This is a genomic window from Calothrix sp. 336/3, from assembly GCF_000734895.2.
In the GTDB taxonomy this organism is placed as follows: domain Bacteria; phylum Cyanobacteriota; class Cyanobacteriia; order Cyanobacteriales; family Nostocaceae; genus 336-3.
Map to the genome: position 1 here is coordinate 4,603,046 of NZ_CP011382.1, position 13,604 is coordinate 4,616,649.

Below are 13,604 nucleotides of genomic sequence, written 5' to 3' on the forward strand. Positions count from 1 at the left end.
CTGATATTAATGAAAATTCCCAGTTTGAACTGGGAATCCTCTGAGCAACGAGAAAAGAATTAAGTGTTTTCTTGTGATTGTGTCCTTATTCCACACCCGTAGAACTTAAACTCATGGTCTTCTCCCACATCATATGATGCTGGGTTGGAGTTGTTGGTTGAGGTTGGTGTAAACCAATTAATTGAGCCAAGACTTTCTTGAGTTGAGTACGGGAGACAATTTCATCCACAAAACCATGCTTTAATAAATCTTCCGCAGTTTGAAAATCTTCTGGCAATTTTTCTCTTAAAGTTTGCTCAATGACTCGACGACCTGCAAATCCAATGGTAGCTTTAGGTTCTGCGAGAATAATGTCGCCTAACATGGCAAAGCTTGCAGTTACACCCCCTGTAGTTGGATTAGTTAAAACAGGAATATATAATAATTTCTCTTCTTTATGACGTTGTAGAGCCGCAGAAATTTTTGCCATCTGCATTAGAGACAACATCCCCTCTTGCATTCTTGCGCCTCCAGAGGTACAAATAATCACAACAGGATAGCGTCTTTGGGTAGCTTGTTCAATTAACCGAGTCAATTTTTCCCCTACAACTGAACCCATACTTCCACCCATAAAGCGGAAATCCATGACACCTAAAGCAATAGGTAAGCCCTCTATTTGTCCTAAACCTGTTTTGACAGCATCAATTAAACCCAGTTTTTCTTGGCTTTCCTTGAGGCGATCGCTATAGGGTTTACGATCCCGAAAACCTAAAGGATCCGTAGGGCGTAAATGTTCGTCCATGGCACGCCAAGTATTAGAATCTATCAACTGGCGGATGCGTTCATCACTATCAACTCGATTATGATGTCCACACTCGGTGCATACCATTTGGTTCGCCTGTAAGTCCTTGGTATAGGTTAAAACACCACACTTCGGACATTTATGCCACAGACCATCAGCAATTTCCCTTTCCTGACGCTCTGGACTTGTAGATCCTGATTCTGCTTTCCGTCGATTGGCAAACCAATCCAATAAAGACTTTAAACCGCGTGATTCTTCGTTGTTCGCCATTTGTTTCTTATGCAAGTAGTAGTATGTCGAAAACAATTTTGCGCTGTAGAGATGAAAGTATTAAGTCAACGGAAGCAACTGCGTTGTGAAGACTCAGCAATTGTGATTTTCCCGACAAAGAAGGCAAAGCGGTCAACCAGCAGAGTCATTAACTCTGGCAGACTTCCCCAAATTTCACTGGTCAGTTAAGATGTCAAATACAAAATCACGAACTATTAGGGTGTTGACTCTTAACTTTTGACCCTTGAACATTGACTACAGCTCCCAAATTATCTTTTCAGCAAAAAATACTTTCTCAATAACATCTGTGGTTGACAGCTTAACGAAAAGATGTCAACCAATTCAAGTCCCTGGTTCTTCTTCCACCGCACTTAAAAGAAGTCGTGCCGTCCATTCATTGTGGTTCGGTACTTGCAAAGCTGTAGTGGAGGCAGTTCCCAGATAAGAGGCTACTCCTAAATCAATAATTCTAGTTGGTATATCGTGAGCAATTAATATTTGTTCCATGAGTTCCGCTTGCCAACGGTAGCTCGTTGTGAGGAGAGTAATCCAAGTCACAAGATAATCTTAACAGAAGCTTAAACCCAAATGAGGTTATGAAACGTACAGTTATTAGGTAGTGCCAGGTAATAGGTAGTTCATTTTCAGTTTGTAGTTTCTTGATTTTATGGATAATCACGGTTAACAGTGAAATGTTCAAGGTTAACTTTTGAGTGATTTAACTATCTTCCTGGGAAAAGTTGCAGATAGCTAGACAATATTGCCTCACCTACAAAGATAGTAATTACCGAACCTATAGCTAAAAAAGGACCAAAAGGCATTCTTTGCCCCCATTTGCGTCCTGATAATGCCATGGCTATGACACCAAAAAGGACTCCGACTACACAGGCAAGAAAGGCTGCAACTAACAAATATTGCCAACCTAACCATGCTCCCATCATGGCAGCAAGTTTTGCATCTCCTCCACCCATGGCAGTTTTTCCGAAGGCGATCGCACCGAGGATGGCGATCGCGTCAAAAAGCCACAATCCTAAAACCACCCCTAACATTCCTAACATCAAATGCTGGGCAAAACCCACCCAACCACCTTGAACAAAACCCAATACCATTTGGAAAATTAGCCCTAGGACTAATCCCGATTTTGTCAGTGTATTTGGTAGGGTCATAGTATCCAAGTCGATGAGCGATAGAGCCAGTAACCAGCTACAAAATACCCAATAGCCAATGGTGATAGGTGATATTTGAAATATGACAAAGATGAGTAAAAATAATATCCCTGTTATCCCTTCTACCACAGGATAACGGGGAGATATGGAACTTTTGCAAAAACGACAGCGCCCCTTCAACCACAACCATCCCAACACAGGAACGTTATCGTAAGGTTTGAGTTCATTTAGGCAATGGGGACAACGGGAAGGCGGAAATAGCAGTGATAAGCCAGCTGGTAGCCGATAGGCAACTACATTGATGAAGCTACCAATAGATGCTCCCAGAATCAGTACAAAAATACTTCCTGGAAGCAGCAATAGAATGTCCATTTTGTCAATAGTCAATAGTCAAAACGTGATAGTCAATGGTCAATAGTCAATGGTCAAATGACATATTCCCTATAAATTAACCTTGTTAGACAAAGTTAACCAAGAATTTGACTGATGGCTGTAATTAAATTGAGCTGCAAAGACTATTGACCTCTGACTCTGGACTAATACATATACGACTCAATCTGATTTAACGGTACGAAGCACTCTTCAGGTAAAAGCACGGGATGATTCGTAAAAATCACCTTGCCTCGGTGGTTAACACGATTAATCGCCACTCCTGAAGGTTGCCCCATAATCTCTGGGTGTACCTCGCAGTATGTGTAATAAATCTGACCGGCTGCTCTAATGACCGTGGGGTCAAGTAGGGGGGGCTGGTTTCTTTGGTTGTTAAAGTTAGTTTGCTCTTGTCGTAATGCGTACACGACTTATGAAAATATGGGTTTCTAGGTTTGCTTTTAGTGTAAACGAAACTTTTGGGAACAGCCGTCAAAAGTGTATCACTTTTATTAACTCTTCCATGAAGTTATCTCAAGTCTCAAGGCATTTTATCAATGCCTCTCCCATGGCTTGACAGCCTAATAAGGTCATACCCGAAGACATTATATCCCCAGTTCTCAAGTTGCTTTGTAAAACTTGCAACACCCCTTGTTCAATATAATCTGCTGCTGCCGGTTGGTTTAAGCTATAACGTAGCATCATGGCTGCACTGAGAACTTGGGCTAGGGGATTTGCCTTATCTTGTCCAGCGATATCTGGAGCAGAACCATGAACGGGTTCGTAGACTCCAGGATTGGCAACACCTAAACTGGCAGAGGGTAACATCCCAATACTACCTGTGAGCATCGCCGCTGCATCCGACAGTATATCCCCAAATAAATTGCCTGTGACAATAGTATCAAACTGTTTTGGAGCGCGTAGTAACTGCATAGCAGCATTATCTACATACAAATGGCTTAGTTCTACGTCCGGATATTCCGTGGCAAGTTGGGTGATGCGATCGCGCCACAGTTGTGATACTTCCAGAACATTTGACTTATCCACAGAACAAAGTCTGCCACTGCGTTTGCGTGCAGTTTCAAAGGCTACCCTACCAATGCGATCGATTTCTGATTCGGTGTATACCATGGTGTTAACACCCCGTCTTTCACCGGTTTCCGTTTGAAAAACTCCCCTGGGTTTACCAAAGTAAATCCCCCCGGTAAGTTCGCGGACAACCATAATATCCACACCTTCGACAACTTCTTTCTTGAGGGTGGAAGAATCAACTAATTGTGGCAAGATTTTTGCAGGACGAAGATTGGCAAATAATCCTAATCCCGCTCTTAGTCCTAGTAAACCCGCTTCCGGACGAAGATGGGAAGGCAAGGTATCCCATTTATAGCCACCGATCGCGGCTAGTAAAACACTATCACTATTGCGACAGGTATCAAGAGTTGCGGCTGGTAGAGGTTCTCCTGTAGCATCAATGGCTGCACCACCGATTAATGCTGATTGGAAATCAAACTGAATATCAAACTTTTTCCCGACAAGTTTCAGCACCTCTACCGCCACTGCCATAATTTCTGGTCCAATGCCATCGCCAGGGAGTAAAGTTATGCGGTAGTTCTGGGTCATATTCGCTAGTAATGAATGAAGTTTTCGGCAGATTTATTATCATACCTAGCAACGGTACCCCAGAGATAATCATGGTAAATGACCTCATAACCTGTGATGCAAATCTTATCCAGGATATGTAGTACTGAAGAATATACGAACTGTAGCTTTTAGACTACATCTGTGTGAATACGAGAAAATATTAACTCTAGATAATGATATATTCAGGTAATAAAAAAGCCCGTGACGAGGATTGAACTCGTGACCTCACCCTTACCAAGGGTGTGCTCTACCACTGAGCCACACGGGCGAAAAAAACAAAAATGCAGAGTTAGAAAACAAGACTAACTATGAACTTTTAATTTAGCGTGGTGATGGGCCGGGCTGGATTCGAACCAGCGTAGCTCTCGCAACGGATTTACAGTCCGTCTCCATTAACCACTCGGACACCGACCCGCATCACTAACGCTTCACTATCGTAGCACAGCTTTGAGAGAAAACCAAGGGGTAAATACAACTTTTTTTATTTTTGTCTTCCAGGTATTACTCACTCCTTTTCTCTGATTGTTGCCAATTAAGGATTTTGCTGTTGGACTATTTCACGACTAGTCTGAAACCTATCCAGGTCTAAGAACCTTGTCTAATACCGATTGATTAGGCTTCTCTTGGGGCAAGTGTTACTAATTGTGAATTGATTTGATAGCTGGATATGTGCGCTATTTTGACCAATTAGCGATCGCTGTTTCTTTTCACTCCGCTTCAGAATTGATATTATTTGTGGGTGGTGGAGGAAATTTTGAGCAGTTTTATGGTAGAGAAAATGATTTTAGTCAGCTTAAGTGTGATTTTGGGAGGCTGAAAACACTTAAGCTTATGGAGAAAATACAAGTTGTTCTAGAAGATTTTTTCGTCAAGCGAGATTTCTTATTTCCGACTGCCATTTGGTTGATCAGTCGCTCCTATATTTGGATTGCCATGCTATCTTTAGCTCCCAACCTCCCGATTGCTGGGTCAGAGTCAGTTTTTGGTTGGGATGTATTTGATGCTTGGGATAGTGAGCATTATCGAGCGATCGCTAGTACTGGATACGAGTTTGTCAATGATGGCAAGCAGCATAATCTTGCTTTTTTCCCTTTATTTCCCCTATCTATCAAGTTTTTAATGTTTTTGGGTGTACCTTTCACCCTTGCGGGCATTTTAGTCAATAACTTGGCGTTTTTAGCTGCTTTATACTGTTTATACTTCTGGGTAGAAGAGAATCAGGGTACGGAGGCGGCACGATGGACGGTAATTATTACAGCTTGGTCGCCTCTATCTGTCTTTGGTACAGTTATTTATACTGAGGGTCTGTATTTATTGGCTAGTACCGCCGCACTCTGGACATTCGACCAACGAAAATATCTTTGGACTGGTTTCTGGGGAGCGATCGCCACTGCTACCCGTCCTACAGGTTTGGCATTGATTCCAGCATTATTATTAACCGCTTGGCAACAAAGGCGATCGCCATCTGCTTATTTAGCCGCAGTCAGCACAACCTTGGGCGTAATTGCTTTCAGTATTTACTGTACTATCCGCTTTGGTAATCCCACCGCATTTATCCAAGCTCAAAAAGGATGGCGACCTTCCTTTGGTTTTGACTGGCAAAGTTGGTTGAAAATGTTTACGGAAATTGCCTGTGGTAAAAATAGTTGGGAAAACTTTACTCTCCTTAATTGGCTGCATCTCTCAATCTTTCTCACCAGTTTGGTAACGATTTATCTCCTATGGCGCTATCGCCAATCTAAATTTACCAATGTTTTTACCTATGGTTTTTATTCTCTAATCCTATGTATACTTTTATTTGCAAATAGTTGGTTTACTTACAATTTCCTCTGTGCAGTGACTTTTTGTGGAGGCATCGTGGTACTTCAGCGATATCACAAAAAACTCACACCTATTGCAACCAACTATGCCATCTGTGGCTTGGGTTTATTGATTAGCTCAGGTAGTGTCATTTCCCTGAATCGCTTAACCTATGGGATTATCCCCCTATCTGTTGCTTTGGGTATTTTTCTCTCACGTCATTTGCGTTGGGGATATTTACTTTTAGGAGCATTTGCTGTTTTACTTGGCAAACTTGCTGTACTGTTTGCTCGGAATATCTGGATTGGTTGACAGTCTGATTTGAGCGGGAAAGATTCTATCCTTATCCTCGCATCCGTTGGAAACTTCTTGTTGTGGTGTCACTCAGAAATCACAGTCGTTTGGCATTTTCAGTCAAGCTGACACAGCAATAGACACACTAGCTTGGTAATATACCAGGTATATTCCAGTAATACTGAAGCACGACCTGTCTAGAAAACTGAATTGATAGGGGCTAAATCAAAAGGTTTAAGCTTTTTTTCAAAGTTGTCTTGATGTTCAACAGTAGAATATACTTTGTCAAAAGCAATGAGACGTTATTTTATTACAAACACCTAGGGCGATCACCGAAAGGTGGACTGGAAGTCTATCACTGAAAGGTGGACTGGAAGTTTCTCCCCTTGGGGTGGGTTAAAAGTACCATTCCCTTGGGCTAAAAGCTTACCCCTACTCTCAGAGCAATCATCTACTAAGGTTATCGATTATCACACTGAAATATTGAAAAAGAGTATGTTTAGCTATCTACCTATTTCCTACGGTGGTTTTCTGCCAACATATACCTTAGACTGAATTCACAGAAATATCATATTTGTAAATAGATATTTTTTGGGAAACTTGTTTAGTTTTTTCTTGTCAAAGAATTTTACTTCCGAACAAATATCAATTTTCCCTAAAATCTCACATCTCAAGTTACGATAGCAGTGCTATCTATTCCTAGGTAGTTTCTCTGATTTTCTGTAATCATTATTCAAACTTTCAGGATGTCCAGTCCATAGCTGGGAATCTAAATAATATCTACAACCATATTTTTGTATTCAGTACCGTATTTTGGTATCTGTCTTTATACCCCTTGAAGGAGTTATGACGTGGAACATGGTAAATCTTCTGCTTTGCCGCAGGGATTGTTAGTGGGACTGGTAGGATTAGCTGGAGCCTTAGGACTAGGTGTAGTACTACCTATTAATTTACGTAATGCGGATTCCCAAACCAATCAAAATCTAGATATAAAATCGAGTGCTGCAACTACTGCAACTCAGCAGCGGATTGAAAAATTAAAAGCATCCATGCTGAAAACTTGGCAGCAAGAAGCCAAAGCCAAAGGTTTATCCTATGTAGTACCCCCCAGTCTTCAGGGAGTCGTAATTAACCAAGCAACTTTGAGTCCGAGTCAAAAAATCATTGCGTTAACTTTTGATGATGGTCCGTGGAAAGACACAACAGTTCAAGTTTTAGATATTCTCAAACAAAATAATATAAAAGGTACTTTTTTTGTTGTTGGTAGAAATTTAAAACTTTATCCCCAGCTTGCCCAGCGAGTCGTTACGGAAGGTCACGCTATCGGTAATCATACCTGGAATCATTTTTATCATTACATGAATCCCCAGGCGGCAGCTTTTGAAATTAATAGTACCAACGACTTAATCTATCAAGTTACAGGAGTAAAAACAACCCTGTTTCGTCCACCTGGAGGTATGATGCATAACGGGTTAGTCGCCTATGCAAAAAATCAGAAGTATTCTGTTGTGATGTGGTCTTCTGACTCCATAGACTATAACCGTCCTGCGGTTCCGCGCTTAGTTGGCAATGTCATGAAATTTGCTAGACCTGGTGGTATTGTATTAATGCATGATGGTGGCGGAAACCGTACTAATACAGTTAAAGCTTTGCCACAAATTATTAATAATTTTAAAAAGCAGGGCTATCGGTTTGTGACAATTCCCGAATTGTTAGAAATGCAAGGTAAAAATCAAAAAGTAATTGCTACTAAAAAGCCGAAATAGTTTAAGATACTAGCTTGGAATAATTTATTATGTTAGCTACACAGATTTTTAATCTTGGGAATCTCTATGTATTACCATTTTGGGCGTTAATGATTTTTCTGCCTAAATGGAAAGTTAGTAAACGGGTAATGGAATCCTATTTACCCTTTGTACCTCTTGCTTTGGCTTACTTGTATCTCTTTGTGACTAGTGTGACACCAGAGAATGCTCAAGCTTTATCTAATCCCCAGCTAGCAGATATTGCGAAATTCTTTGCTGATGAGAAAGCTGCCGCTACAGGATGGATACATTTTCTAGTGCTTGATTTATTTGCAGGACGATATATATACTTGCAGGGTCAGAAAACAGGAGTTTGGACAATTCACTCCTTAGCGTTATGTTTATTTGCTGGACCTTTAGGTTTAATGTCTCATATTTTGACTTATTGGGTTTCCCAGAAATTCCTAAACCCCATTGGGAATACTACACCTGATTTGAGTAGCGCTGAGTGATGATTAGTGATTCGGTAGTGTTAACATCAAATATCACTACCGCAACTTACTGTGAATTGTTAAATTTCCTTTTGGTATTTTTCCAAAATATCTACCAAAGACACCTGACACTGAACAGGTAGAAGATTGATTAGGGGTAATTCTTTTTTGCCGCCGCCAATTTTAACAGGAATCGATTCTAAGATTTGTATCACGTCATTCTCATGAATTGACTGATTACTAGTAATTAACGGGTAAACTTTCTCCGCAATCACTGTGTGCAAATGGGCATCTGATAGATATAAATGCCATTTAGCGATATCGATATAAATATTTTCGCCAATTTCGGCTGCTAGGGCTTCCAGAATTTCTGTAGTATTAGTTTTAGCCATCAGCACCACCTTGAAGAATCTTTAATTGATATTATCGCGTAGTTGTTAGTCAAACTGCTACGACAATTAGGGATGACTCCAGGGTAATAACTATACCTTTAGGTAGATTTTGGTGGATTGTCTGAGTAGTTGGCGATCGCGCTAATGTAAATCAGATGTACTAGTAAGACAGCAAACCAGCTACCAGTCACATAGGGCAACCATTGCCAAGTCATGTGTAGAAAGTTATGGAAAAACCATAATCCGGAGTTAGAAGCACTGAATAGTGCCACATGGAAGGCAAAATTCATGCGATCGTCGATTTTACGGAAAGCAGGATCATTGCGATCTGGTTGACGAGGCCAACGGGGAGGCATAGGCGATTTCAGCAGGGACAATTCAACTTAACATTTCCACATCATACTAGTAGTTGATGCCATCAGGGAATCAAAAAATCTACATTCCCTACACGAAAATACTAGGCTATTTCCTGGGGAAGCTAACTAAGGAGCGATCGCCAAGACTGATTATGCTCTATAGTCGCTGTCTGTTCAGTTGTTTTTGGAGTCTAAATAACGATATTCCGTGGCTCAAAAGAAGTTAAAACAGCCTCTGATTTATACCTATGATTATCCAGTGAGTGATTACGAAGATAACAGTGTGTATCTAGTTATTTACTTGAACGGCAGAAAAATTAGAGAACTCAAAAATGAAAATGCCGATTGGTTACTCAAAGTTTTAGAAAGTTGGGAAAGTCCAGAAGATATTCAGGCACTTTTAAGCTCATATCACTACTAAAAATTCTCCAGCTATTGCCACAGATGAAGGTTCATTGTCATCGCACAAGATAAACTTATGTACCTTTGGTTAGGTAAATTGTTTATATAGATTACACAATGTCTGTTTTTTCTGAGCATTCCCTTTGTCAATGATATAATGATATCTATCAGATATTCTTATGGATGTCATTCCCCAAATAATTTCCCCAATTCTCAACCAAAAGACAGTCTTTATAATTTGTTCCCGTCAGTTACCTGAAATATATCGACGGCGATCGCAAGCTACAATCCTGTATGAATGTAATCTATGCAATCATGAGGGGAACCTATGTCTGTCAAAAAAGGTGAAATGGTGCGCGTCGTTCGGGAACAACTAGAGAATAGTCTGGAAGCGAAAGCCAGTGATAGCCGTTTACCCAACTATCTTTTTGAAACTCCAGGAGAAATTGTTGATATTAAGGGTGAGTATGTCTTAGTTAAATTTACCCAAGTACCCACACCCAATATTTGGTTACGTTTAGAACAAATCGAAGCATTTCAATAGAAAGTGACTGGCTATTGGGGAACTTAGGACTAGGTGTAACTATCAACATAAATGCCTAAATCCCCAATTCCGCCATTTTAACCAGGAGGAATAACTTATGGTAAATTCCTTTGCCTCTTTATCCATCTGCCACTCATCCCGTGTGACAATTATTGGTGCTGGTAGGGTTGGTAGCACCCTTGCCCAACGAATTGTTGAAAGTAATTTAGCAGACGTAGTGCTGTTAGACATTGTACCAGGAATGCCCCAAGGTCTAGCCTTGGACTTAATGGAAGCTAGGGGAATCGAATCCCATAATCGCCGCATTTTGGGTACAAATGATTATGCAGACACAGCCAACTCAGAAATAATTATCATCACTGCGGGGTTTCCCCGTCGTCCGGGAATGAGTCGAGATGACTTGCTTCTGACGAATGCCAAAATAGTTGTAGAAGCAGCAAAACAGGCGATCGCCTATTCTCCCAATGCCATTTTTCTTGTTGTCACCAACCCCCTAGATGTGATGACATACCTGACGTGGCAGGCGACTGGTATAGAAAAGAACCGGATTATGGGAATGGCTGGGGTGCTTGACTCTGCTAGATTTGAGGCTTTTATTGCCATGGAACTAGGGGTTGTACCGACAGATGTAAAAGCCATGGTGCTTGGTAGTCATGGTGACTTAATGGTTCCTCTGTCACGTTATGCAACGGTTAACGGTATCCCGATTACGGAATTACTCGATTACAGTACTATTGAGCGTTTGGTGCAGCGTACCCGTAACGGAGGTGCGGAAATTGTGGAACTTATGCAAACAGGTGGAGCCTTTTTTGCTCCGGCTTCTGCTGCCTGCTTGATGATAGAATCTATTCTGATGAACCAATCCCGGATTCTGCCAGTAGCAGCCTATCTGCAAGGAGAGTACGGGTTAAATGATATTTTTATCGGTGTTCCGACTCGTCTGGGTTGTGGGGGTATCACGAGTATCTTGGAATTAAACTTAACAGCAACTGAATTACAAGCTTTACATACTTCTGCCGAATCTGTACGTCGTACTATCCAACGAGCTAAAGATATTATTTTGGCTGGGATTGGAGGGGATATTTAACGGGAGACAGTTGTGAAAGCAAATCCTAGCAGTCGTAGAAATAGAACTGAGGAGGAATTAGGGAGAGGGGAAAATCAAAATTCTCTTCTCCCTAAATATATTGAGAATTAATACATATCTGACTCTTCGGTGTTTTTCGATTTAGCTTTAGCTTTGTTAGCACTACGTTTGAGGGCAGATAGACGAGCTTCATAGCGCGATCGCTGTCTTTTACTGGGAGCTTTTTCTACCAGAGTTTTTAAAGCACTACCCAGACTTTTATAGGCGTTAGGTAGACTATAGCCGAAACGTTGGGCGAGGGCGATCGCCTTCTCGTCAGCTTCGACCATTTCCTTTAACTGCTTTTCACCATTATTTTTTTGATATAAGCGCCAACCAGAAACGCCACACAGCGCCATCGCTAGCAATAGCAGTAGTCCATCTTGTACCCATAATTCACCAACCGCACCACCTAAACCAATTGCCAATGCAGCCATTTCCCAGCCATCTCTGGGAATAGTATCGTTTTGGATACGAGCAACTTCATGCCAAAACAGCAGGTTCCTCTGATCCATCGCCAAATCATCCCATTTCACCAAGTCAATTTGAATTTCTACTTGGTCTTTGCTAATTTCTTCGCTACGGATCAGGGGTGGATTGACTTCAGTCGTACCTTCAACCACAACCCAGCTCTGCAATTCTGGTGGCAGTAAGCCTTTTAACCGCCGAAGTTCACTCATTTCCGCTTTGGCAGAGGAGGTTACATAGGATGTCATAGAATCCAGCCCTAGAATATATCAGTATAAAGTGAGAGTATCACTTTGGATTGTAGCTATTTTCGATTTGAGATTTGAGATTTGGAATTGATAAGTAGAAATTTTTGAGTTTTATTTTTCATTATTGAGATAATTTAACCTTATGCCCTAGGTCTATTCTCGCCTATATCCCTGTGTATAGGGAAAAATTCTATCCTTTTCCTTGCTTCCATCGCTTTCTCTAAAATTTTTCATGAACCGGAAGCAACTTCTGGCATTTTCTGGATCCTTTTCAACTGCCACCGTTTTTACGCAACGAGGTAGGGTGACAGAATCTACCAACCCTCTGGCTCGAATTCAGTTCAACATAATTATTCCCGTTTTTTGTCTCTAATTTCTTGTAATCTCTCTTTAGGGACACCTAATATCCTGGAAAGAGGTAATAGCAAGTTATCGTCTAGGGGTTCCCCTGCGTAGATGCTATCTAATTCGAGGGGTGAGACTTTGAAGCTGTCGCAGAACTTGCTAAACTCCTGCTTCCCCAGGTCTAATTCTACTTGACGCTCTTTGAGTAGTTGAGCGATCGCCCTAGTTCCATGTTTGGCAGGTTCACTCATCTTAATGTATTTCTTCATCAAGTCCTTGACTTGAGGGGCATCAGCACCGGAGGATTTGAGTAAATCTTGGCAAGCTTTTTGCAGAGCTTTAGTTAATCTTGCCTCTTCATTGAGAAACCTGATAATCTCATCGGCATATTCTTGTTTAAAGAAGCCAGCTATTTCATTTTGATAGTAGATGGGAAGATATTTTTCACTCTCACCTAAATGCCAATCTAGAGGTTCGTTGCGTAGGGACATAGCTTAAGTCAGGGTAGAAGCAAATTTTCGCACTCCTATTATTCCCAAGCTATTCAGAAAAATAATACTGCCATCTGCAAAAATGAATGAAATTGATGGATTAGATGTTCCTAATCCCCAATTGCATTGCATTATCCCAAAATATCCCAAACCTGAGCGATCGCCTTGCTGACTGTCAAACCCTCGTTCTGAAGTGAGGCTAGCCTGAAAACAACGACAATCACAGGTTAAACAGTTATGAGTATCAACTTTTCAGTCGTTCACAAACAAGTTTCACCACAAAGATGGTGTTGATAACTAATGACTGTTCACCTTCGACTCTTGACTGATTGCCATATCTCTAATTAGAGATAATCGAGATTGCACGTAATCACTCAAAAAATCGGTTTCTTGGCAATTGAGTGCAGCTTGGTTTTTAGTCTGTTTTACCAGCCACTGTACTAAGGTGGCATCATCTAGCTGTAATAGTGTCTTACTTTGGGTCGTTTCTACTACAGACCACAGTTGACGCATAATATTAGGAGTCATCCGACCTCCACATTAATCTTGTTTTCAGGATACATAATTTAAGTCGAAGCGTCCGGTCTGAAGCCACAACCTGACATAAGTGTTATTAAAAACTTAATAAATTGATGTATTAGTTGATGAACATTCAGATTGCATGACTGTCATGGT

At 41.0% G+C, this 13,604-nt stretch carries 16 protein-coding genes and 2 tRNA genes; 6 read left to right on the top strand and 12 right to left on the bottom strand.

Features of this window, described 5'->3' with window-relative positions; translation table 11 throughout:
- Positions 1 to 85 precede the first annotated feature (85 nt).
- The 7 genes from accD to IJ00_RS19100 all read right to left on the bottom strand — a co-directional run bounded on the left by accD (position 86) and on the right by IJ00_RS19100 (position 4,641).
- Positions 86 to 1,051, bottom strand: a complete 966-nt coding sequence (gene accD, locus IJ00_RS19075; protein WP_035155590.1) for an acetyl-CoA carboxylase, carboxyltransferase subunit beta — start codon at positions 1,049 to 1,051, stop codon at positions 86 to 88.
- Between the two features lie 342 nt (positions 1,052 to 1,393).
- Positions 1,394 to 1,609 (bottom strand): DUF2007 domain-containing protein, encoded by a 216-nt coding sequence (locus tag IJ00_RS19080; RefSeq protein ID WP_035155593.1) that lies wholly within the window; start codon positions 1,607 to 1,609, stop codon positions 1,394 to 1,396.
- Between the two features lie 164 nt (positions 1,610 to 1,773).
- Positions 1,774 to 2,589 carry an A24 family peptidase gene (locus IJ00_RS19085; RefSeq protein ID WP_035155595.1) on the bottom strand — a complete coding sequence of 272 codons (816 nt, stop codon included), beginning with the start codon at positions 2,587 to 2,589 and terminating at the stop codon, positions 1,774 to 1,776.
- 164 nt (positions 2,590 to 2,753) lie between these two features.
- Complete coding sequence (locus IJ00_RS27855) at positions 2,754 to 3,014, bottom strand: hypothetical protein (protein WP_082127358.1); 261 nt, start codon at positions 3,012 to 3,014, stop codon at positions 2,754 to 2,756.
- A gap of 106 nt (positions 3,015 to 3,120) precedes the next feature.
- A complete protein-coding gene (leuB, locus tag IJ00_RS19090) occupies positions 3,121 to 4,206 on the bottom strand; it encodes a 3-isopropylmalate dehydrogenase (protein WP_035155598.1) in 1,086 nt (361 codons plus the stop codon).
- Between the two features lie 217 nt (positions 4,207 to 4,423).
- A tRNA-Thr gene (locus IJ00_RS19095) sits at positions 4,424 to 4,495 on the bottom strand.
- A 65-nt stretch (positions 4,496 to 4,560) separates the two neighbouring features.
- A tRNA-Tyr gene (locus IJ00_RS19100) sits at positions 4,561 to 4,641 on the bottom strand.
- A gap of 417 nt (positions 4,642 to 5,058) precedes the next feature.
- Between IJ00_RS19100 and IJ00_RS19105 the strand changes: the two genes are divergently transcribed.
- The 3 genes from IJ00_RS19105 to IJ00_RS19115 all read left to right on the top strand — a co-directional run bounded on the left by IJ00_RS19105 (position 5,059) and on the right by IJ00_RS19115 (position 8,578).
- Positions 5,059 to 6,339: a mannosyltransferase family protein gene (locus tag IJ00_RS19105; protein ID WP_035159330.1), complete on the top strand. Its 1,281-nt coding sequence runs from the start codon at positions 5,059 to 5,061 to the stop codon at positions 6,337 to 6,339.
- A gap of 833 nt (positions 6,340 to 7,172) precedes the next feature.
- Complete coding sequence (locus IJ00_RS19110) at positions 7,173 to 8,087, top strand: polysaccharide deacetylase family protein (protein WP_035155601.1); 915 nt, start codon at positions 7,173 to 7,175, stop codon at positions 8,085 to 8,087.
- 29 nt (positions 8,088 to 8,116) lie between these two features.
- Positions 8,117 to 8,578: an ABA4-like family protein gene (locus tag IJ00_RS19115; RefSeq protein WP_035155604.1), complete on the top strand. Its 462-nt coding sequence runs from the start codon at positions 8,117 to 8,119 to the stop codon at positions 8,576 to 8,578.
- A gap of 59 nt (positions 8,579 to 8,637) precedes the next feature.
- Here IJ00_RS19115 and IJ00_RS19120 read toward each other — a convergent pair whose 3' ends face one another.
- Positions 8,638 to 8,949 (bottom strand): DUF3181 family protein, encoded by a 312-nt coding sequence (locus IJ00_RS19120; RefSeq protein ID WP_035155607.1) that lies wholly within the window; start codon positions 8,947 to 8,949, stop codon positions 8,638 to 8,640.
- 98 nt (positions 8,950 to 9,047) lie between these two features.
- A complete protein-coding gene (locus IJ00_RS19125; protein WP_035155609.1) occupies positions 9,048 to 9,305 on the bottom strand; it encodes a hypothetical protein in 258 nt (85 codons plus the stop codon).
- A gap of 208 nt (positions 9,306 to 9,513) precedes the next feature.
- Between IJ00_RS19125 and IJ00_RS19130 the strand changes: the two genes are divergently transcribed.
- The 3 genes from IJ00_RS19130 (at position 9,514) to mdh (ending at position 11,338) form a co-directional block, all read left to right on the top strand.
- Positions 9,514 to 9,726 (top strand): hypothetical protein, encoded by a 213-nt coding sequence (locus IJ00_RS19130; RefSeq protein ID WP_035155612.1) that lies wholly within the window; start codon positions 9,514 to 9,516, stop codon positions 9,724 to 9,726.
- Positions 9,727 to 10,035: 309 nt separating this feature from the next.
- Entirely contained in the window at positions 10,036 to 10,251 is a 216-nt protein-coding gene (locus tag IJ00_RS19135) for an NAD(P)H-quinone oxidoreductase subunit O (RefSeq protein WP_035155615.1), read from the top strand.
- 97 nt (positions 10,252 to 10,348) lie between these two features.
- The gene (gene mdh / locus IJ00_RS19140) at positions 10,349 to 11,338 is read left to right on the top strand and encodes a malate dehydrogenase (protein ID WP_035155618.1); all 990 of its coding nucleotides are present in this window, start codon (positions 10,349 to 10,351) and stop codon (positions 11,336 to 11,338) included.
- Between the two features lie 107 nt (positions 11,339 to 11,445).
- Here mdh and IJ00_RS19145 read toward each other — a convergent pair whose 3' ends face one another.
- From IJ00_RS19145 to IJ00_RS19155, 3 genes are all read right to left on the bottom strand, one after another.
- A complete protein-coding gene (locus IJ00_RS19145; protein ID WP_035155621.1) occupies positions 11,446 to 12,093 on the bottom strand; it encodes a DUF3318 domain-containing protein in 648 nt (215 codons plus the stop codon).
- 350 nt (positions 12,094 to 12,443) lie between these two features.
- Entirely contained in the window at positions 12,444 to 12,929 is a 486-nt protein-coding gene (locus tag IJ00_RS19150) for a hypothetical protein (RefSeq protein ID WP_035155624.1), read from the bottom strand.
- Positions 12,930 to 13,226: 297 nt separating this feature from the next.
- Positions 13,227 to 13,457 carry a hypothetical protein gene (locus IJ00_RS19155; RefSeq protein ID WP_035155626.1) on the bottom strand — a complete coding sequence of 77 codons (231 nt, stop codon included), beginning with the start codon at positions 13,455 to 13,457 and terminating at the stop codon, positions 13,227 to 13,229.
- Between the last annotated feature and the right edge of the window lie 147 nt (positions 13,458 to 13,604).